This is a genomic window from Agathobaculum massiliense (genome assembly GCF_900291975.1).
Taxonomy (GTDB): Bacteria; Bacillota; Clostridia; order Oscillospirales; family Butyricicoccaceae; genus Agathobaculum; species Agathobaculum ammoniilyticum.
On the sequence record NZ_OMPN01000001.1, the window covers coordinates 2,742,501 to 2,761,940 of the forward strand.

Annotated in this window: 16 protein-coding genes, 2 rRNA genes and 1 pseudogene (1 of these 19 cut by a window edge); 11 read left to right on the forward strand and 8 right to left on the reverse strand. The window is 57.9% G+C overall.

Annotated elements, in window-relative coordinates; translation table 11 throughout:
• The 7 genes and pseudogenes from DBQ51_RS13940 to nrdG form a co-directional block, all read left to right on the forward strand.
• Window positions 1-2,062 (forward strand): 23S ribosomal RNA (locus DBQ51_RS13940); it begins 781 nt to the left of the window's first position.
• A gap of 76 nt (window positions 2,063-2,138) precedes the next feature.
• Window positions 2,139-2,255, forward strand: a 5S ribosomal RNA gene (gene rrf, locus DBQ51_RS13945).
• Between the two features lie 130 nt (window positions 2,256-2,385).
• Window positions 2,386-3,918 carry a DUF1538 domain-containing protein gene (locus DBQ51_RS13950; protein ID WP_107631858.1) on the forward strand — a complete coding sequence of 511 codons (1,533 nt, stop codon included), beginning with the start codon at window positions 2,386-2,388 and terminating at the stop codon, window positions 3,916-3,918.
• Window positions 3,911-4,609, forward strand: a complete 699-nt coding sequence (locus DBQ51_RS13955; protein ID WP_107631859.1) for a P-II family nitrogen regulator — start codon at window positions 3,911-3,913, stop codon at window positions 4,607-4,609. Before DBQ51_RS13950 ends, DBQ51_RS13955 begins: the two co-directional genes overlap by 8 nt.
• Before the next feature lie 348 nt (window positions 4,610-4,957).
• Window positions 4,958-7,291 (forward strand): anaerobic ribonucleoside triphosphate reductase, encoded by a 2,334-nt coding sequence (locus DBQ51_RS13960; protein WP_107631860.1) that lies wholly within the window; start codon window positions 4,958-4,960, stop codon window positions 7,289-7,291.
• A 60-nt stretch (window positions 7,292-7,351) separates the two neighbouring features.
• A pseudogene (nrdD, locus tag DBQ51_RS13965) lies at window positions 7,352-7,495 on the forward strand (anaerobic ribonucleoside-triphosphate reductase); the annotation flags it as partial.
• Entirely contained in the window at window positions 7,495-8,004 is a 510-nt protein-coding gene (gene nrdG, locus DBQ51_RS13970) for an anaerobic ribonucleoside-triphosphate reductase activating protein (protein WP_054327061.1), read from the forward strand. The pseudogene nrdD and the gene nrdG, both read left to right, overlap by 1 nt.
• 41 nt (window positions 8,005-8,045) lie before the next feature.
• Here the strand turns inward: nrdG and DBQ51_RS13975 are convergent, their stop codons facing one another.
• The 4 genes from DBQ51_RS13975 to tsaE are packed head-to-tail and all read right to left on the reverse strand — an operon-like array spanning window position 8,046 to window position 10,454.
• Window positions 8,046-8,618 (reverse strand): GNAT family N-acetyltransferase, encoded by a 573-nt coding sequence (locus tag DBQ51_RS13975; RefSeq protein ID WP_159068196.1) that lies wholly within the window; start codon window positions 8,616-8,618, stop codon window positions 8,046-8,048.
• A gap of 56 nt (window positions 8,619-8,674) precedes the next feature.
• Entirely contained in the window at window positions 8,675-9,304 is a 630-nt protein-coding gene (gene upp / locus DBQ51_RS13980; protein WP_107631862.1) for a uracil phosphoribosyltransferase, read from the reverse strand.
• A 26-nt stretch (window positions 9,305-9,330) separates the two neighbouring features.
• Complete coding sequence (gene tsaB / locus DBQ51_RS13985; RefSeq protein ID WP_107631863.1) at window positions 9,331-10,032, reverse strand: tRNA (adenosine(37)-N6)-threonylcarbamoyltransferase complex dimerization subunit type 1 TsaB; 702 nt, start codon at window positions 10,030-10,032, stop codon at window positions 9,331-9,333.
• Window positions 10,029-10,454 carry a tRNA (adenosine(37)-N6)-threonylcarbamoyltransferase complex ATPase subunit type 1 TsaE gene (gene tsaE, locus DBQ51_RS13990; RefSeq protein ID WP_107631864.1) on the reverse strand — a complete coding sequence of 142 codons (426 nt, stop codon included), beginning with the start codon at window positions 10,452-10,454 and terminating at the stop codon, window positions 10,029-10,031. Before tsaE ends, tsaB begins: the two co-directional genes overlap by 4 nt.
• 162 nt (window positions 10,455-10,616) lie before the next feature.
• On the opposite strand from tsaE, the gene DBQ51_RS13995 reads away from it, so the two are divergent.
• Window positions 10,617-11,150: a zinc ribbon domain-containing protein gene (locus DBQ51_RS13995; RefSeq protein WP_107631865.1), complete on the forward strand. Its 534-nt coding sequence runs from the start codon at window positions 10,617-10,619 to the stop codon at window positions 11,148-11,150.
• Window positions 11,151-11,154: 4 nt separating this feature from the next.
• Here DBQ51_RS13995 and abc-f read toward each other — a convergent pair whose 3' ends face one another.
• Window positions 11,155-12,630 carry a ribosomal protection-like ABC-F family protein gene (abc-f, locus tag DBQ51_RS14000; protein ID WP_107631866.1) on the reverse strand — a complete coding sequence of 492 codons (1,476 nt, stop codon included), beginning with the start codon at window positions 12,628-12,630 and terminating at the stop codon, window positions 11,155-11,157.
• A gap of 277 nt (window positions 12,631-12,907) precedes the next feature.
• Window positions 12,908-13,750, reverse strand: a complete 843-nt coding sequence (locus tag DBQ51_RS14005) for an aldo/keto reductase (RefSeq protein WP_307718894.1) — start codon at window positions 13,748-13,750, stop codon at window positions 12,908-12,910.
• 169 nt (window positions 13,751-13,919) lie between these two features.
• On the opposite strand from DBQ51_RS14005, the gene DBQ51_RS14010 reads away from it, so the two are divergent.
• Together DBQ51_RS14010 and DBQ51_RS14015 are read left to right on the forward strand one after the other, a co-directional pair.
• Window positions 13,920-14,438, forward strand: a complete 519-nt coding sequence (locus tag DBQ51_RS14010) for a sigma-70 family RNA polymerase sigma factor (protein WP_242977945.1) — start codon at window positions 13,920-13,922, stop codon at window positions 14,436-14,438.
• The gene (locus DBQ51_RS14015) at window positions 14,422-15,402 is read left to right on the forward strand and encodes a hypothetical protein (protein WP_107631868.1); all 981 of its coding nucleotides are present in this window, start codon (window positions 14,422-14,424) and stop codon (window positions 15,400-15,402) included. The genes DBQ51_RS14010 and DBQ51_RS14015 overlap by 17 nt, the downstream gene beginning before the upstream one ends.
• Before the next feature lie 43 nt (window positions 15,403-15,445).
• Here the strand turns inward: DBQ51_RS14015 and DBQ51_RS14020 are convergent, their stop codons facing one another.
• Together DBQ51_RS14020 and DBQ51_RS14025 are read right to left on the reverse strand one after the other, a co-directional pair.
• Window positions 15,446-16,378 (reverse strand): AEC family transporter, encoded by a 933-nt coding sequence (locus DBQ51_RS14020; protein WP_054327074.1) that lies wholly within the window; start codon window positions 16,376-16,378, stop codon window positions 15,446-15,448.
• Between the two features lie 72 nt (window positions 16,379-16,450).
• Window positions 16,451-18,121 (reverse strand): formate--tetrahydrofolate ligase, encoded by a 1,671-nt coding sequence (locus DBQ51_RS14025; RefSeq protein ID WP_054327075.1) that lies wholly within the window; start codon window positions 18,119-18,121, stop codon window positions 16,451-16,453.
• A 168-nt stretch (window positions 18,122-18,289) separates the two neighbouring features.
• On the opposite strand from DBQ51_RS14025, the gene DBQ51_RS14030 reads away from it, so the two are divergent.
• Entirely contained in the window at window positions 18,290-19,420 is a 1,131-nt protein-coding gene (locus DBQ51_RS14030; RefSeq protein ID WP_054327076.1) for an FtsW/RodA/SpoVE family cell cycle protein, read from the forward strand.
• The last annotated feature ends 20 nt before the right edge of the window (window positions 19,421-19,440 follow it).

Consider the following 19,440-nt stretch of genomic DNA (forward strand, 5'->3'; position numbering starts at 1 on the left):
CTGTTGAAAAAGCCGGGGATGACTTGTGGATAGCGGAGAAATTCCAATCGAACTCGGAGATAGCTGGTTCTCCCCGAAATAGCTTTAGGGCTAGCGTTATTTTAGATTACCGGAGGTAAAGCACTGAATGGGCTAGGGGCCGCGAGGTTACCGAACCCTATCAAACTCTGAATGCCGGCTAATTGATGAATAGCAGTCAGACTACGTGAGATAAGTCTCGTGGTCAAAAGGGAAACAGCCCAGATCTACAGCTAAGGTCCCAAATGAACGCTAAGTGGAAAATGATGTGAAACTGCGAAGACAACCAGGATGTTGGCTTAGAAGCAGCCACTCATTCAAAGAGTGCGTAATAGCTCACTGGTCGAGTGGTTTTGCGCAGAAAATGTAACGGGGCTAAGCGTTCAACCGAAGCTTAGGCATTGCAGTAATGCATTGGGTAGGGGAGCGTCGTATAAGAGGCGAAGTCAGAGCGGAAGCACTGGTGGATTTTATACGAGTGAGAATGCCGGAATAAGTAGCGAGAATTATGTGAGAATCATAATGGCCGAAAATCTAAGGTTTCTTGGGGAAGGTTCGTCCGCCCAAGGTTAGTCGGGAGCTAAGGCGAGGCCGAAAGGCGTAGTCGATGCACATACGGTAGAAATTCCGTAACCACCGAACTTTAAGCATAAGGGACGCTTTCATTAAGGTTAACCCGGGCGATGGTTGCCCCGGGCGTAAGGGACCGAAATTTAGTAGGGAAGTAACTGGCGTGAGAGACGAGAAAAGCTTATGTGTATACTAAGGTGCCCGTACCGCAAACCGACACAGGTAGATGGGATGAGTATTCTAAGGCCAACGGGAGAAGGGTTGTTAAGGAACTCGGCAAATTGGCCCCGTAACTTCGGGATAAGGGGCGCCTGCGAGAGCAGGCCGCAGTGAAAAGGCCCAAGCGACTGTTTAGCAAAAACACAGCTCTCTGCTAAATCGAAAGATGACGTATAGGGGGTGACGCCTGCCCGGTGCTGGAAGGTTAAGGGGAGTGCTTAGCGCAAGCGAAGGTGCGAACTTAAGCCCCAGTAAACGGCGGCCGTAACTATAACGGTCCTAAGGTAGCGAAATTCCTTGTCAGGTAAGTTCTGACCCGCACGAATGGCGTAACGATTTGGGCACTGTCTCAACAGCCCGCCCGGCGAAATTGTAGTACCGGTGAAGATGCCGGTTTCCCGCAACTAGACGGAAAGACCCCATGGAGCTTCACTGTAGCTTGATATTGGATCTCGGTATTCCATGTACAGGATAGGTGGGAGCCTGGGAAGCAAGTGCGCCAGCATTTGTGGAGGCAACCTTGGGATACCACTCTTGGGATATTGGGATTCTAACCTGCGGCCATGAATCTGGTCGGGGGACACTGTCAGGTGGGCAGTTTGACTGGGGCGGTCGCCTCCTAAAGAGTAACGGAGGCGCTCAAAGGTTCGTTCAGCACGGACGGAAATCGTGCACTGAGTGTAAACGCATAAACGAGCCTAACTGCGAGAATGACGGTTCGAGCAGTAACGAAAGTTGGAGTTAGTGATCCGGCGGTATGTGAATGGAAATGCCGTCGCTCAACGGATAAAAGCTACCCTGGGGATAACAGGCTGATCTCCCCCAAGAGTCCACATCGACGGGGAGGTTTGGCACCTCGATGTCGGCTCATCGCATCCTGGGGCTGAATTCGGTCCCAAGGGTTTGGCTGTTCGCCAATTAAAGCGGTACGCGAGCTGGGTTCAGAACGTCGTGAGACAGTTCGGTCCCTATCTGTTGCGGGCGCAGGAATATTGAGAGGAGCTGTCCTTAGTACGAGAGGACCGGGATGGACGTACCGCTGGTGCACCAGTTGTTCCGCCAGGGGCATAGCTGGGTAGCTAAGTACGGACGAGATAAACGCTGAAGGCATCTAAGCGTGAAACTCCCCTCGAGATAAGTGTTCCCATCCTTTATGGAGTAAGGCCCCTTGTAGACTACAAGGTTGATAGGTCAGGAGTGGAAGTGCAGTAATGTATGCAGCGGACTGATACTAATAGGCCGAGGGCTTGACCTCATATTAGAGGCAATCTCAGATTTTACTCTTTGTTTGCCATAGTTATTGTTCAGTTTTCAAGGTGTAATCCTGAACAGTGCGTGTTAATGGTGACGAGGGTACACCTGTTCCCATTCCGAACACAGTAGTTAAGCTCGTTTACGGTGACAATACTTGGCTGGCGACGGCCCGGGAAGATAACTCAACGCGCACATAAAAAACGCCAATCCGTTAAGGGTTGGCGTTTTGTTTTTGTTAAGATTGGCTCTGACCGCTGGTACAGAACGCATTTTTCTGGTATGATAATATTAAGATTGTATTAAGATGGTGCTGGAGGAATGTGAATGAACAAAATCCTGAAAGAAAAATTGATGGAGTCGCTGTCTTCGGTACTCCCAATTACAGTGATCGTTTTACTGCTTAGCGTTACAGTGGCGCCTATGCCTGTCGGAACGTTGACTCTCTTTTTGACAGGTGCGGTGCTTTTGATTATTGGAATGGCCTTTTTTTCGCTCGGTACGGATGTCTCTATGACGCCTATGGGCGAAGGTATCGGCGCGCAGCTGCCGAAAACGAAAAATCTGGCGATTGTTATCGGTATTACGCTGCTGATTGGTATTTTGATCACGATTGCAGAGCCGGACCTGCAGGTTTTGGCGGAGCAGGTACCATCCATCCCTAATGCCATGCTGATCTGGACAGTAGCGGCTGGCGTCGGCCTGTTCTTCGTGATTGCCATGCTGCGTACCCTGTTCAAGATCCGACTGGCGAATCTGTTGATTATGTTTTACATCGGCGTTTTCGTGCTTTCTATTTTTGTCCCCAACGAATTCGTTTCGGTGGCGTTCGATTCGGGCGGCGTGACGACCGGCCCGATTACGGTTCCGTTCATCATGGCGCTCGGCATCGGCCTGGCCTCCATCCGTGGTGACCGTGACGCGCAGGACGACAGCTTCGGTTTGGTTGCGCTGTGCAGCATTGGGCCGATTCTGGCCGTGCTACTACTGGGGATTTTCTATCGCGGCGGCGATCCCAGCTATACGCCGGTCACAGTGCCGGAGGTGCAGGACACGCAGCAGGTAGCGCTGGTATTCCTGCACGATCTGCCGGAGTATATTAAAGAGGTATGCTCCGCGCTTTTCCCGATTATCATTTTCTGCGCGATATTCCAGCTTGTTTTCCGGCGTTTCCGCCGGCTGCAGCTACAGAAAATCGGCGTCGGCTTTATTTATACTTTTGTTGGGCTGGCACTGTTTCTGACTGGTGTAAACGTCGGTTTTATGCCGGCCGGCCATTTCCTGGGACAACAGCTCGCCGGCGGGGGACATAGCTGGCTGCTGGTGCCGCTTGGCATGCTGATCGGCTATTTTCTAGTCACGGCCGAACCCGCAGTACATGTTCTGAACAAACAGGTAGAGATGATTACAAACGGCGCGGTATCCCAGCGCGCTATGATGCTGAGCCTTTCCATCGGCGTAGCCTGCTCGGTAGGCATGTCCATGCTGCGTGTGCTGACAGGGCTGTCGATTTACTGGATTTTGGTGCCGGGTTATACGGTCGCACTGGGGCTGACCTTTCTGGTACCCAAAATATTCACCGGTATCGCGTTCGACTCCGGCGGCGTGGCCTCCGGACCGATGACGACGACCTTTCTGCTGCCGTTTGCAATGGGCGCCTGTGAGGCGATGGGTGGCAATGTATTGACCGATGCGTTTGGAATTGTGGCGATGGTTGCAATGACCCCCTTGCTTACGATACAAATTCTTGGTATTCTATATAGGAAGAAGCAACGCCTTACCGAAGCGGAGGAGGAACTGCCCGCCGCAGAGGATGAGGATGAAATCATCGTATTACAGGAGGACACGCCGCATGAGTGAGTATCAGCCTCAGATGACGGTACACAGCGCAGTCGAGCTTGTTGTAGCGGTGGTCGATACGGCGCAGGCTGAGAGCGTGCTGCGTGTTTATCGGGAAAATCGCGCGCTGGTCAGCTTTGAGTGCATGGCGCGGGGGACTGCGCGCACGGAAGTGCTTGACCTGCTCGGCCTGGGCGAAACATCGAAAGCGATCGTGATGTGTCTTGCTGGGCATCAACTGGCGCAGCATCTGCTGGAACGGCTCGGCTATGAGCTGAAAATGCGTTACCCAGGCCGCGGCATCGCCTTTTCGGTGCCGGTCACAGGAATCGGTGTGCGTTGGCACAAGCTGCTGACACAGGCAGAACAAACGGAGGTGTTGGATATGGACAGAGCGGAAAAGAAGGACGGCTTTGACGTGGTCGCGGTCGTCATGGAGCAGGGGTATACCAATCTGGTCATGGATGTCGCGCGGAAAGCGGGCGCCCGCGGCGGTACGGTGATCTCCGCCCGCGGCATCGCGGAGGATGAGGTTAAGCAGTTTTTCGGCATCGAGATACAGGCGGAAAAGGAGATTGTTTTCCTCGTGGTCAAGAGCGAGGAGAAGCAGGAGATCATGACCGCTATTATGAAAGCGGTCGGCATGAAAACCAAAAGCCACGGCATTGTCCTGTCGCTTCCGGTATCCAACGCGATCGGTTTGGCGGATTAAACCGAACAGAGCGCCTGCACTATATATTGTGTGATATATGGTGCGGGCGTTTTTGCGTCTTCCGGTAGCTTTCCACACTGCGGACACAGCTTTATCCACAGGAGGCAGGCTGTCCACAGGGGATTATTCACATGGTCCACAGGGGGAAAAAGAAAAGATTAGAAAATGCAACAAGAAAAAATGCGGATTTCTTGTGATTCTGCCAAAAAGCCGAAATGGGCTTGACATTGTATAGGGATAGGGGTAAAATATCAAATACAGGCACAATATATGGTGCAGAAAAATGAAAAACACTACGAAATTTAGTGAGCGCCGCAAACGGCGGCGAAAAGGAAAGGGACAGCGAATATGATCCAGCAGATCATCAAAAGGGACGGCCGCCGTGCGCCCTTTGAAATTGATAAGATTGCAAGCGCGATCTTCGGCGCGGCGCAGGCGTCGGGCGGCCAGGACTATGAAATGGCGCGCGATCTGGCCGGACAGGTGGAAAAAGCGCTGGAAGCCGCTGCTGGAGACGAGATCCCTACCGTTGAGCAGATACAAGATACGGTAGAGAAGGTGCTGATTAAAAACGGACATGCCCGCACGGCAAAAAAGTATATCCTCTACCGGAATGAGCGCACACGCGTGCGCGAGATGAACACCAAACTGATGAAAGTGTACGAGGATCTGACTTTCCAGTCCTCGCTCGAAAACGATGTCAAGCGCGAAAACGCCAACATCGACGGCGATACCGCGATGGGTACTATGCTCAAGTATGGTTCAGAGGGCGCCAAACAGTTCTATGAGATGTTTATTCTCGACCCTGCGCACGCCAAGGCGCACCGCGAAGGCGATATCCATATTCACGACCTGGATTTTCTGACGCTGACAACAACCTGTTGCCAGATCGACCTATTGCAGTTGTTCTCCGGCGGTTTTTCGACGGGGCATGGATTCTTGCGCGAGCCGAACGATATCCGTTCATATTCCGCGCTGGCCTGTATCGCCATTCAGTCCAACCAGAATGACCAGCATGGCGGACAGTCCGTTCCCAACTTCGACTACTCGATGGCGCCGGGGGTGAAGAAGACCTTCCGCAAGCTGTTCCGCGACAATCTGGCGAAAGCGCTGGAAGTATATGGCGCAGATGAGAACAATGAGGTGGATGCCGCGGCGCTGACCGAACGGCTCGAACGCCAGACCGGCAAATGGGCCTGTCTGGCGGGGAGGAACGGCTATGACGAGGCCCTGAACGCCGCGCTGGGGGAGAACCTTGGCACGGAGGCGGCGGCCAAATGCGTGCGCTTCGCTCGCAAATACGCAGATAAGGAAACCCGTAAGGCCACCTATCAGGCCATGGAGGCGTTGGTACATAACCTCAATACCATGCATTCCCGCGCGGGCGCGCAGATCCCGTTTTCCTCGCTCAATTACGGCACGGATACCTCGCCCGAGGGGCGTCTGGCGACAGAGCAGCTTCTGCTGGCGACCGAGGCGGGACTGGGCAACGGCGAAACGCCGATCTTCCCGATCCATATCTTCAAGGTCAAGGAAGGGATCAATTACAACGAAACCGACCCAAACTACGACCTGTTCAAGTTGGCCTGCCGCGTGTCGGCCAAGCGAATGTTCCCGAACTTCTCGTTCCTGGACGCACCGTTCAACCGCAAATATTACAAGCCCGGCCATCCGGAAACCGAATGCGCTTACATGGGCTGCCGTACCCGCGTGATCGCCAACCGGTATGATCCCACGCGCGAGATTGTCACCGGCCGCGGCAACCTGTCGTTCACGTCGATCAACCTGCCGCGTATCGCGATCCGCAGCCACGGCGATATCGACTGGTTCTTTGAGGATCTCGACCGGAAGATCGATCTGGTATTCGATCAGCTGCTGGCCCGCTTCCGGATACAGGCGGCGAAAAAGGTGCGCAATTATCCGTTCCTCATGGGCGAGGGCGTATGGATCGACTCAGATAAGCTCGGACCGGACGATACGGTGGGCGAGGTGCTCAAGCACGGTACCCTGACGCTTGGCTTCATCGGCTTGGCGGAAACGCTCAAGGCACTGATCGGCAAGCATCACGGGGAAAGCGACGAAGCGCAGAACCTGGGTCTGGAGATCGTCAGCCACATGCGCGAGCGGGTGGATAAGGCGGGCGAAAAATACGGCCTGAACTTCTCCCTGATTGCGACGCCGGCAGAGGGGCTGTCCGGCCGCTTCGTCAAGATCGACCGCCAGAAGTACGGAAAGATCGAGGGCGTGACCGATCGGGATTACTATACGAATTCGTTCCATGTACCGGTATATTATCCGATCTCGGCGTTTGAAAAGATTGTGCGAGAGGCGCCCTACCACGAACTGACCAATGGCGGCCACATCAGCTATATCGAGCTGGACGGCGACCCGACGCAGAATTTGGAGGCGTTTGAGGCGGTAGTCCGCGCGATGAAAGAGGCGGGTATCGGCTATGGCGCCATCAACCATCCGATCGACCGCGACCCTGTGTGCGGCTATACCGGCATCATCGGTGAAACCTGCCCGCGTTGCGGCCGGCATGAGGGCGAGGGCGTGCCGCTTTCCAAGCTGCAGAAGCTCGGCCTTTACAAGAATTTGAACAGTATGACGCTCGGCTACCACGGCGATCCTGCGGAGGAAGCCGACCGTCAGCCCAATACATTGAAAATCGTCAAGGATTGAGAAAGGAAGCGTACGATTATGGAAGAAAAGGTAATGCAGGAGCAGTTGATCGGCGAGGGTGTCGGCTTTGAGCGTATCCGCCGTATCACGGGCTATCTGGTCGGCACGCTCGATCGGTTCAATAACGCCAAGCGCGCGGAGGAGCATGACCGCGTAAAGCACACAGTAGCGTGCTGCTCGCTGGAAGAGGAGCATACGGCGTAATGGAAGGGTCCATACGCATTGCGGGTACGGTCGGGGAGTCGATTGTCGACGGCCCCGGCTTCCGCTATACTCTGTTCACGCAGGGTTGCCCACATCACTGCCCGGGCTGCCACAATCCGCAGACGCACGATTTTGCGGGCGGCAGGGATATGGAGCTAGAAGCCCTGCTGCGCGATATGTGCAAAAACCCGCTGGTAAAGGGCGTGACCTTTTCCGGAGGCGAACCGTTTTGTCAGCCCGAGCCACTGTACCGGCTGGCGGTTGAGCTGAAGAAGAAGGGGAAGCACCTGATGGCGTATTCCGGCTATACGTTCGAAGAGCTTCTGGGGCTGCCCGATCCCTCTGTGAAAAAGCTGCTTTCCCAGCTTGACCTGCTGGTAGACGGGCGGTTTATCGAGGCTGAACGCAATATCGAGCTGCGGTTCCGCGGCAGCGAAAACCAGCGCGTGCTGGATGTCCCCCGGTCGCTTGCAGAGCAAGCGCCGGTCTGGGCGGAGCAATACCGTTAATGAAGAAAACCCGCCTGAAAAGGCGGGTTTTGGTTTGACTTTCAGGCATCGGCGCTGTCCTCAGCCGTTGCTTGTCCCTGCGTCAGCGGCTGGTCGAGCGCACAGACGATATGCGGCATGTCCTTGCCGCGGTAATGCTTGCTGATCTGCCCGACGGCCTGCATCCCGCATTGGGCGGCGACACGCAGAGAGGGCAGGTTGTTGGGGCGGATGGTCGCGACCACACGCACCGCGCCGAGCACGCCGAACGCATAGCGGATGCAGGCACGGGCGCATTCCACGCCGTAGCCCTGCCCCCACAGCTCGCGCCGGACGATATAGCCGATCCCGATCTCAGCCCGCTCTTGGAGCTGCTCGACCAGAGGGCCAGCAAGCGCGACAAGCGCGCCGGTCTGCCGGCTTAGCGCAGCAAAATAACCGCAGCCGTCCTCTCGGTAACGGTGCAGCATGTCGGCGATCCAGTCGCAGACCTCCTCATAGGAAAACGCATGCTCCCAAGCATACATGGTCTGTACATCCTGCAGGATCGGGGCGACAAGGCCAAAATCATCCGCGCGCAGCCGCCGGAAGCGCAGGCGGTCGGACTCGATCTCATAATGCTGAATTTCTTCCATTTGAAAAGCTCCCATGAAAATGGTGCGGCGTTAGCCGCACCATCTTTTTGTTTTTTTTACTTGGTGCCGAAGATCCGGTCGCCCGCGTCCCCCAGGCCGGGTACGATATAGCCGTGGTCGTTGAGCTTGTCGTCGATGGCGGCAACAAAGATCTCGACGTCCGGATGCGCCTTCTGAACAGTTTCGACGCCTTCCGGCGCGGCGATCAGGTTCATCAGCTTGATGTGCTTAACGCCGCGGCGCTTGAGCCCGTCGATCGCGGCGACCGCGGAGCCGCCAGTGGCGAGCATGGGGTCGAGCAGGAGTACGTCGCGCTCCTCGATATCGTTCGGGAGCTTGCAGTAGTACTCGATCGGCTGCAGCGTCTCCGGATTACGGTACAGGCCGATGTGTCCGACCTTGGCAGCCGGAATCATCTCCAGCATACCCTCCACCATGCCGAGGCCGGCACGCAGGATGGGGACCAGCGCGATCTTCTTGCCGGAGATCACCTGTACGCGCGCCTCGGAAACCGGCGTTTCGATTGTGATTTCCTTGAGCGGCAGGTCGCGGGTGGCCTCATAGCACATCAGCATCGCGATCTCACGGGCCGCCTCGCGGAACTCCTTAACGCCGGTGGTCTTGTCCCGCATCAGGCTGAGCTTATGCTTGATCAGCGGATGATTCATTTCGTGAACGGTTGCCATAATCGTTGTCTCCTTTATTCTGAAATTCATTGTTGCCCGGAAAGCCGTTTGAGACGCTCCCGTTCGGCCTGCGGGCGGCGCAGGTAAAAGACATCAAGCGCCTGCGGCGGGCAGGTCTGGCCTGCTTTCAAAAGGGGCAGGGCGGCGGCCGCCACGCCGAAGCCTGTGGGGTACCGCAATTCGGGCGGCGCAAGACGCAGGCAGGGACATCGTTCCTTAAGGGTATTATAACATAGATCGGCCCCGTCTCCAACCAGAAAATACGGCGCTCCGCCGATTTCTTCGCCCAGATCGGCCAGCCGCAGCGCACGGTCGCTGCACAGACGGCGCGGCGCGCCGTTTTCGACCGTGAACAGGGCGTTGTATACCTGTCCGGCGCGGGCGTCCATCACGCAGCAGAGCGGGCCACCCAGCACCCGCGCGCCCCAGGCCATCGCTTCCAGCGTGGATACGCCGACGCAGGGCTTGCCCGCGCCGAGCGCAAGCCCTTTGACCGTCGCCACGCCAATGCGTACGCCGGTGAACGAGCCGGGGCCGTGTGCAACCGCGATGGCGTCGATCTTGTCCAAGGATACACCGCAGTTGGCGAGCAGATCCTCCGCCATGGGCAGCAGCGTGCGCGAGTGCGTCAGGCCGCAATTTTGGAAAGACTGTGCGACCAGCCGCTCATCCTCAATGAGCGCGACGGACGCGCTGACCGCTGAGGATTCGAATGCAAGTATCTTCAAGCGGATACCTCCCCAATCGTGACCGCTCGGTCGTTTTCAGCATTTCCGTACGAAATATGCACGGTTTTATAGGAATCCGGCAAAATATCGGCCGCGTTTTCGCTCCATTCGATCAGCACAATGCGATCCCCGCCCAAATATTCGTCAAAGCCGATCTCGAACAGCGCCTCGCTGTCCAGGATGCGGTACAGGTCGAAATGCGCCACACGCCCGGCGGGCGTGTCATATTCGTTGGCGATCGCAAAGGTCGGGCTGGTCACACGGCCCTTGTATCCCAGACCGCGCAGCACGCCGCGCGTGAACGCGGTCTTTCCCGCGCCCAGGTCGCCGGAAAACGCGACCACGTCGCCTAGGCGCAGCGACCGCGCATATTCCGCGCCGAGGGCTTCGGTCTCCTCGGGGGAGTGGGTGATATATTCCATCAAAACACCTTTTCTATACATTCTCTAACTATCATACCACGGCGGGACGCAAATGGCAAGGCGCAGGCCGGCGCGGCGCTTTGCCGGAATTTTATGCGCACCGCACTGCGGATTTAACACAGGGGTGCTATACTGGAAGCGAAAACAGGGGAGGGGAACGGCATGAGCTTCAAAAAGGCAGAAATCGCAGGAGTTAGCCTGCTCGCGGCGGCGTTGGCGGTGCTTCTGTATACCGCGGTTCGGCACGACTGGCCCGCATGGGAAACGCCGTGGACGATCGGGGGCGCCCTTCTGCTGGCGGTCGCGGGTACGGCGGTGCTGCTCGCCGGCTACCGCTGCCCGTATTGCGGCAAGGGGCTGAAGTTCGGCGCGCGATACTGCACGCATTGCGGCTCCTCGCTCGAGGACTGCGGCCGCATCCGGCGGGACCATGCGCCGCCCGCATCGGCAAAGCTGCCACGCGGCCATGTGTGGGCGGCACGCCTGCGCTGGGCGCTTTCCGTGCCGGTGTTTCTCGCGCTGGCGTGCAGCCCTTATGCCGCCTGGGAGCGGCTGGCGCTGGCCGTGCTGATCGGCAGCTACCTGCTGGCCGAAGTCGGCATCGCGTGCCTATGGATGAGATGCCCGCACTGCGGGAAGCCCCTGAACGGCGGGGAGGAACACTGCCCCCGCTGCGGGGTGCGGCTGGAGAGGTAAACGGTCACAGCCGCACGGTTTCGGTGGCGATCTTTTCGCAGAATGCGCGGTCGTGCTCGACGAACAGCAGTGTGGGCTGGTACGCGAGCAGGAGCTGCTCGATCTGCATGCGGGAAAATACGTCGATATAGTTGAGCGGCTCGTCCCACAGATACAGGTGCGCCTGCTCGCAGAGACTGCGGGCAAGCAGCACCTTTTTCTTTTGCCCGGCGCTGTAATCCGCCATATCCTTTTCAAACTGCACGCGGGCAAAGTCCAGCTTGCGCAGGATGGAGAGGAACAACGTGCGGTCCACGCTGCAGGCATCGGCATAGCCAGTCAGGCTGCCGGAGAGGAAGGACGCGTCCTGCGGCACATAGGACACGGTCAGCCCGCTGCCCAGCCGCACTGTGCCGGTGTGCGGGATATCCTGACCGGCGATCAGCTTGAGCAGGCTGGATTTGCCGCTGCCGTTTCGTCCGGTGAGTGCGATGCGCGCGCCGCGCGTCACCGCAAGGCGCACGTCCGCGACGACCGGCGCGCCGCCGTACTGCACGGCCACGTCGGTCAGTTCGGCAAGCGCCTGCGCGCGGTAGGAGAGCGGGTGGAGCTTTAAATCGTCCACGCGCTCGACGTTGTGCAGCAGCCCCGCCTTTTGCTCCACCGCATCCAGCCGCCGCGCTTCCAGCGACTTGGCGCGTTGCATCATCTTGGCCGCCTTGTGGCCGATATAGCCCCGATCGGGACGCAGGCCGCTGTTGCGCGCGTGCTTTTCGGACTCGGTCCGATCCGACCAGCGGGCGGCGCGCTTGGCCGCTTCATCCAGCCGCCGGATATCCGCGCGTAAGCGCTCGTTTTCAGCCAGCTCAAAAGCGTCCATCTGTTCTTTATTGGAGAACCAGGACGAAAAATTGCCTTTTTGCAGCGAAATATCCGATTTATTGATCGAAAGGATGTGATCGACACAGCCATCCAAAAACGCGCGGTCATGCGAGACGAGCAGGAAGCCGCGCTTGCTTTTCAGGTAATCCGCCACCAGCGCGCGGGCTTCCGTGTCCAGATGGTTGGTCGGCTCGTCGATCAGCAGGAAGCGGTTTTCGCGCGCAAACAGCAACGCGAGCAACAACCGCATCTGCTCGCCGCCGGACAGCGAGCGGAACGGCCGGTACAGGATCTCGTCCGAAAGCGCCAGCCGGTGCAGCTCGCGCGCGAGCCGCCAGTATTCGTAGTCCGGCTGCACGTCCTCGACCACACCGATTGCGTCCTTGCACGGGTCGGGGATGGGAAAAGGGAAATAGTCGCACGGCACGGTGGAGCGGACCGCGCCGCCGCAGGGCAGCGCGCCTTGGAGCAGCCGCAGCAGCGTCGTTTTGCCGCGCCCGTTGCGGCCGACCAGACCGAGCCGCCAGTCGGTGTCCAGCCGGAGGGAAACGTTCTCAAAGATAGCGTCATAGCTGCCCTCATAGGCAAAGGTCAGATTGGAAATTTCGATGACAGACATAAAAATGCACCTCCTACGCATGAAAAACGGTGCAGGACGACGCAGACCGCTTCCCACGCGCAAAAAGGCGCAGAAAAAGGCGGCAAAGACAAAATAAGCGCTCCTGCAAGCGGGTGCGGCAAACCAAAGCGGTCTGCCAGCCCAATGAATCCTGCAAGAAGAGCTTATTTCATCCTTCCACCTCAAATCATTTATTAACGGGGTCAGTATACCGCATTCCGCGCGGCTTGTCAAGCAAAAATGCCAGCCGGCCGCTTGCGCGGCCGGCTGCGCCCGTTCAGGGCTGCTGCTTGGGAAAGTCCGGATGCAGGCCGGACCAGCCGAACTGCGGCAGGGTGAGGATGCGATCCATATCCGCGTCCGATATCGTAAAATCGAAAATGTCGAGATTGGCCGCCATACGTTCCGGCGCGGAGGACTTGGGCAGCGGCAGCACGCCGCGCTGTAGGGCAAAGCGGAGGCAGAGCTGCGCGACGGACTTCCCGTATCCGGCCGCCAGCTCGCGTAGGAACGGATCGTCCAGCACGCGCGTGCGGCCGAGCGGACTCCACGCCTCCGGCAGAATGCCGTGCGCCTTGCAGAATTCGACGTTCCAGGTCTGCGGGTAGCCCGGATGGAATTCGATCTGATTGACCATGGGCGCGACCTCCGCGGTTTCCATCAGGCTGCGCAGATGGTGGGGCAGGAAGTTGCTCACGCCGATCGCGCGAACGCGGCCCGCATGGTATAACTCCTCCAGGGCGCGCCAAGTGCCGCGGTCAAGCTCGGCCCACTCCGCGGAGAGGTCGTCCGGACGCGGCCAGTGGATCAGGTATAGGTCGAGGTAGTCTGTGCCGAGCTTTTCCAGAGAACGCTCGAATGCGTCGAGCGCCTGCCGGTAGCCCAGCTCGGTCTTCCACAGCTTGGAGGTTAGAAAAAGCATGCCGCGCGCCGCGCCGCATTGTTGGAGGGCGCGCCCCAGCTCGGCCTCGTTGCCATAAAAAGAAGCGGTGTCAAAATGGCGGTAGCCCGCGCGCAGAGCATTTTCGACGACTGCGGCGCTGTCGCAGTCCGCAAGATAAGTGCCATATCCAACGGCGGGAATAGACACACCGTTGGATAACGTAAAGTTTTCCATCATTTACACATCCTTGTCAGCAGAGGGTGGGTATGCTACATTGTAACAGGTTCAGTATATCATATCCTGTGGCGGAAAAAAAGATTTTTACACTTTGGAAAGAAGCAGGAGAAAATGCATGCAATATTTTTTTCACTGCAGGGGTCTAATAGGCAGAAAGGAGGAGGGAACGATGAGGGAAATCACAGCCCCGCCCTCTATGAGGGAGGCATTCGACCTTGACCATGCTATGGTGGCTTATGGCACCGACCTGTTGCGCCTGTGTACCCTGTACCTTGGCGACCGCACGCTGGCTGAGGATGCAGTGCAGGACACTTTTTTCCGCGCGTGGCGGTCAGGCGGCTTTCGCGGCGAGAGCGGTGAAAAAACGTGGCTGACGCGCATTGCGATCAATGTGTGCAAAAGCTATCTCCTGTCGCCATGGCACAAGCGCCGCGCGGACGGCGAAGCGCTTGCCGCCCTGCTGGCCGATGCGTCTGACGGGGCGGATGACACGCTGATTCGTGCGGTGCTGTCGCTCGCACCCAAATACCGAGCAGTCGTCCTGCTGCACTATTATGAGGGCTACAAGGCGCGTGAGATCGCACAGCTTCTGCATGTGCGGACGAACACCGTAGTTAGCCGGCTCAAACGGGCCAGGGAACAGCTTAAACCCATGCTGAAGGAGTGGTATTATGAGGAAAATATTTAGAGAAGAATGCAATGCCGCCTTGCAAAACGTAACATTTGACAACCGTCAACAGAAGGCGGTGCGCATGCGCGTAGAACGGTGCCATAAGCCGCGGCGCAGAATGAGAGGGATGGTAGCGGTTGCAGTTGCGGCGGCGCTGACGTTTTCCGGGGCATTTGCAGTACAGGCTGTGCGGGATAACATCCGGAATACCATGGCAAGTTGGGAGGATACGCATACGGGAACCGCGCTGGGGCTCAGTCAGTCGGACGCAGGCCTTACAGTTACGCTGGATGAAATATACGGGGACACATGGTATGTCTACCTTAAGGGGACGGTAGCCAGTGAAACAGAAAAGACGATGCGGGTGGATAACTGGACGAACCGTTCGGGAACGCAGTATGCCAATGCGGGTTTTTGTGACTGGGAGTTTACCATACCCGACCAGAAAACGCAGCTATCACATGGCAGCAATATAAGTTTCCTTAGCGTTAACGGGCAGGAGGATGCTCCGTTGGAGTTCCTGATTCGGCTGAGTGCAACGGATTTTGCGCTGACAGGCGAGGCGTCTGCTTTGTTTAACGGCTTTTGGTATGAGGCGGATGGCGAACTGCAAGAGTTGGACGGATGCTGGGAGTTTACTTTCCCAGTGGATCGTAACGATGATGGGGAGACATTGCTGGTCGGTAAATCCATTCAGACGGATGCTGGTACGGTGACCTTGGACTGCCTGCAATTTTCCGCGCTTGATATATCGGCTGAGTGGAGCGGCGCAAATGAAGCGCTGTTCGGCTGGGATCAGAGCAATACATATCTGCTGCTGAAATCAGGGGAACGAATCGGATGCCAATCGGCAGGTATTGAGGATGAGAATGGAGAAAAGACCCGAATGGAATTTGCACCATTTAATAATGGCCTCGGTCACATCTCTGCTGACGATGTGCAGGCAGTGGTGTTCGCCGGGCAGGAAATACCGGTTACATAACATAAAAGCCGCCCCATTCGGGCGGCTTTTTCCTGCCATATCCTCATATCAGCGCGTCGTATACTCCAATCATCACCGGCATAGTCACGATGGAAAGCAGCGTTGTCAGTACATACAGTGCGCTGGAATACGCGGCGTTGCGGTCGTAGAGCTGCGCGAGCGAGGTCACGGTCGCACAGGCGGGGGTGATACAGGCGAGATAGACGATCATCAGAATATTCTTTCCGTCCGCAATCCAGCCGGCCGCGCCGGCAGCCCGCAGCAGCAGCACGGTCACAAGCGGGAAGGCCAGCAGGCGGAGCAGCACGGGCAGATAATTGCGCGGCGTGGTGAACAGGCGCCGCAGCGGTGTGTCCGCGATGACCATGCCGGCCAGCAGCATGCCCAGCGGCCCGAACATATCGCCCAGCGTACCCAACGTGTCGTTGATAAGGGCGGGCAGCGGCACGCGCAGCAGGAACAACGCACAGCCAGCCACAATCGCGATAATATTGACGTTCAGGAAAAGCTTGCGCCATTCCATGCCGCGCGTGCCGCAGAGCAGGCTGCGGCAGTGCGTCCAGATCAGCACCTGCTGCACCACGATGAACGCGCAGGAATAAATGACGTATTCCGGACCGAGCAGCGCGTTCACAAGCGGGATGACCAGGATACCCGCGTTGGTGTAGATAACGGCGGTGCGTTCGATCACATCCAGATGCAGCGGACCGGCAAGCAGGCGGGTGAGCAACAGAAACAGGATGTGCGCCGCGATCGAAATGGCGAAGGAGAAGATAAGCCCGGCCATGACCTGCGGCGTGTATTCGACCTGGAAAGCGTTGATGATGACGCAGGGCGTGAGCAAGTATACCATGACGACCGATAGGCTGCGGCTGTCCTCCGGACGGAGCAGCTTTGCCCTTACGATGATGTAGCCCATCAGCAGGATGATGAACAGCTGGACGATCTCCCGCATCAGGATCAGGCTGATTTGCATGGGCGTTTTCCCTCCTTGTTGGGTTGAGGCAAGGCAAAGGCCGCCCCCAGGCGACCTTTGCGTCAGGAAGCGTTAGAACAGGCCGGTGATCCTGCCTTCCCGATCCACGTCGATATTTTCCGCAGCCGGTACCCTGGGCAGGCCGGGCATGGTCATGATCGCGCCGGTCTCGACGACGACAAAGCCCGCGCCTGCGGCCAGGCGCGCCGTGCGCACGTTGACCACAAATTCGGTTGGCCGGCCGAGCAGGGCCGGATCGTCGGACAGCGAATACTGCGTTTTCGCCACGCACACCGGCAGATGGCCGTAGCCCATTTCGGTGATGTTCGCCAGCTCCTTGTGCGCCGCCGGGGCGATGGTCACGCCCAGCGCGCCGTAGATCTCCTTGGCGATTCTGCGGATCTTATCCTCGAGCGGGAGGCTGTCCTCGTAGAGCATATGGAAGTCCGCTTTGCCCTCGTCCAGCACGGCGAGCACCTCGTTTGCAAGCGCCTTGCCGCCCTCGCCGCCCTTGGCGAACACCTCGGAGAGAGCCACGCGCACGCCGCGCTTTGCACAGTGCGCGCGGATGAAAGCGACCTCCTCCTCGGTATCGGTCGGGAACGAATTAATGGCCACAACCACCGGCACGCCGAACTTCTGCATGTTGTCCAGGTGCGCGTCCAGATTGCAGACGCCGCGTTCGAGCGCGGCCAGGTCGGGCGCGTTCAGCTCGGCCTTGGATACGCCGCCGTTGTATTTAAGCGCGCGCACGGTCGCTACGAGGACGATGCAGTCGGGCGAGAGGCCAGCCTTGCGGCACTTGATGTCCATGAATTTTTCCGCGCCAAGGTCCGCGCCGAAGCCGGCCTCGGTGATGGCGATGTCCGCGAGCTTTAAGGCGAGCTTGGTCGCCTGCACGCTGTTGCAGCCGTGCGCGATATTGGCGAACGGACCGCCGTGCATCAGGCAGGGGGTGCCTTCGAGCGTCTGCACCAGGTTGGGCTTGATCGCGTCCTTCATCAGCGCGGTCATCGCGCCTTCCGCATGCAGGTCACGCGCGAAGATTGGCTTGCCTGCGTAGGAATAGGCGACCAGAATGTCACCGAAGCGCTTTTTCAGGTCGTCCAAGTCGGAGGCTAGGCACAGGATCGCCATGATCTCGGAGGCGACCGTGATCATAAAATGGTCTTCGCGCGGCACGCCGTTCATTTTACCGCCCAGGCCGATCGTAATATTGCGTAGGCTGCGGTCGTTCATGTCCATCACGCGGGTGAAGATCACGCGACGCGGGTCGATGCCGAGCGCGTTGCCCTGCTGCATGTGGTTGTCCAGCATGGCGCAGAGAAGGTTGTTCGCGGCGGTGATAGCGTGCATATCGCCAGTAAAATGCAGGTTGATGTCCTCCATCGGCACAACCTGCGCATAGCCGCCGCCGGCCGCGCCGCCCTTGATGCCGAATACAGGACCGAGGGATGGCTCGCGTAGCGCGATCACCGCATTCTTGCCAAGCTTGGCCATCGCTTGACCGAGGCCGACGGTCGTGGTGGTCTTACCCTCGCCCGCGGGGGTGGGGTTGATGGCGGTGACGAGCACCAGCTTGCCGTTTTCATGGCCCTCCAGCTTGGTCCACACGTCTGTGGACAGCTTGGCCTTGTACTTGCCGTACAGCTCCAGGTCGTCCGCATCCAGCCCGGCAGCCGCGGCGACTTCCGCGATCGGGCGCATCTGGCAGCTCTGCGCGATTTCGATATCGGATAACATAACATTTCCTCCCGTATAATTTACACAGTGTCAATATTATAACAATGTTCTGCACAGTTTTCCAGCGGTAGACGCGAAAAATTTGCTGAATTTGCGACTCGCAAACGGCGCTGCATTGTGGTATGATATAAAACAGGCGCAAATCCCATATAGAAAAGGAGGGGCGGCGTGGACGTTTTCAAAACCGTCAGACATTACCTGAAAAATACCGACCTTTATCTGCTTGTCCTCGCGCTTCTGTGCTCGGCGTATGGCATGGTGCTGATTTATTCGGCAACGCTCAATCCCGTGAGCGGGCTGGATGGCAGCACGCGCAACCTGTTCGTGCAGGCGGCGGCGATTATCATCGGCCTGGGCGCGTTTGTCGTGATGAGCCTGATTGACCTGGAAACCATGAGCGGCTGGTGGAAGATATTCGTGCTGCTCAATATTGGCCTGCAGATGCTGCTGTTCACCCCACTTGGGCAGGAGGTCAACGGCCAGCGCGCGTGGCTCAACCTGGGCGTGACCAGCCTGCAGCCGGGCGAGCTGGGCAAGCTGATTTTTATTTTTACGCTTGCCGCGCACATTTCCGAAATACGCGAGCACATCAGCGAATGGCGCGGCCTGTTCGTGATCGGCCTGCACACGCTCATCATGATGGGCGCGGTGGTCGTTGCCTCGGGCGATACTGGCATGGCGATCCAGTATTTTATGATCGCGCTGATTATGCTGTTTGCCGCGGGTCTGTCGATGAAGTGGATCGCCGTGGGCGCGGGGCTCGGGCTGGTCAGCATACCGTTCCTGTGGAATTTTGTCCTGGTGGGCTACCAGATCACGCGCATCCTGGTGCTGTTCGACCCGTCGATCGATCCGGATATCTCGCGCCAGGCGACCTACGGCAAGATCGCGATCGGCTCGGGGCAGCTCAGCGGGCAGGGCCTGACCAACGGCACGATGACGCAGATGCAGATTGTATCGGAAAACCAGACCGACTATATTTTTTCTGTCGCGGGCGAGGAGCTGGGCTTTATCGGCTGCATGCTCATCATCGGCCTGCTGACGCTGCTGATCCTGCGGCTGTTTTATGTTTCGTACCGCGCGTCAACGACGTTTTCGTCGCTGCTCGCCGTGGGGGTGTCGGGCATGTTCCTGTTCCAGACGTTTATGAATATCTTCATGAACGTCGGCCTGCTGCCTGTCATGGGATTGACGCTGCCGTTCTTCTCTTACGGCGGTACGTCGATCGTCACCATGTACGCAGCGCTGGGCATTGCCGCGGGCGTGCGTATGAGGGAAAAGCCGTCGTGGCTGCAGTAGCGCGCGGCCGGACGGAAAAC

What these genes read in the sequence shown, in the direction of transcription:
- DBQ51_RS13950 (WP_107631858.1), top strand. Translation starts at nt 2,386, where the DNA reads ATGAACAAAATCCTGAAAGAAAAATTGATGGAGTCGCTGTCTTCGGTA.
- DBQ51_RS13955 (WP_107631859.1), top strand. Translation starts at nt 3,911, where the DNA reads ATGAGTGAGTATCAGCCTCAGATGACGGTACACAGCGCAGTCGAGCTT.
- DBQ51_RS13960 (WP_107631860.1), top strand. Translation starts at nt 4,958, where the DNA reads ATGATCCAGCAGATCATCAAAAGGGACGGCCGCCGTGCGCCCTTTGAA.
- nrdG (WP_054327061.1), top strand. Translation starts at nt 7,495, where the DNA reads ATGGAAGGGTCCATACGCATTGCGGGTACGGTCGGGGAGTCGATTGTC.
- DBQ51_RS13975 (WP_159068196.1), bottom strand. Translation starts at nt 8,618, where the DNA reads ATGGAAGAAATTCAGCATTATGAGATCGAGTCCGACCGCCTGCGCTTC.
- upp (WP_107631862.1), bottom strand. Translation starts at nt 9,304, where the DNA reads ATGGCAACCGTTCACGAAATGAATCATCCGCTGATCAAGCATAAGCTC.
- tsaE (WP_107631864.1), bottom strand. Translation starts at nt 10,454, where the DNA reads ATGGAATATATCACCCACTCCCCCGAGGAGACCGAAGCCCTCGGCGCG.
- DBQ51_RS13995 (WP_107631865.1), top strand. Translation starts at nt 10,617, where the DNA reads ATGAGCTTCAAAAAGGCAGAAATCGCAGGAGTTAGCCTGCTCGCGGCG.
- abc-f (WP_107631866.1), bottom strand. Translation starts at nt 12,630, where the DNA reads ATGTCTGTCATCGAAATTTCCAATCTGACCTTTGCCTATGAGGGCAGC.
- DBQ51_RS14005 (WP_307718894.1), bottom strand. Translation starts at nt 13,750, where the DNA reads ATGATGGAAAACTTTACGTTATCCAACGGTGTGTCTATTCCCGCCGTT.
- DBQ51_RS14010 (WP_242977945.1), top strand. Translation starts at nt 13,920, where the DNA reads ATGAGGGAAATCACAGCCCCGCCCTCTATGAGGGAGGCATTCGACCTT.
- DBQ51_RS14015 (WP_107631868.1), top strand. Translation starts at nt 14,422, where the DNA reads ATGAGGAAAATATTTAGAGAAGAATGCAATGCCGCCTTGCAAAACGTA.
- DBQ51_RS14020 (WP_054327074.1), bottom strand. Translation starts at nt 16,378, where the DNA reads ATGCAAATCAGCCTGATCCTGATGCGGGAGATCGTCCAGCTGTTCATC.
- DBQ51_RS14025 (WP_054327075.1), bottom strand. Translation starts at nt 18,121, where the DNA reads ATGTTATCCGATATCGAAATCGCGCAGAGCTGCCAGATGCGCCCGATC.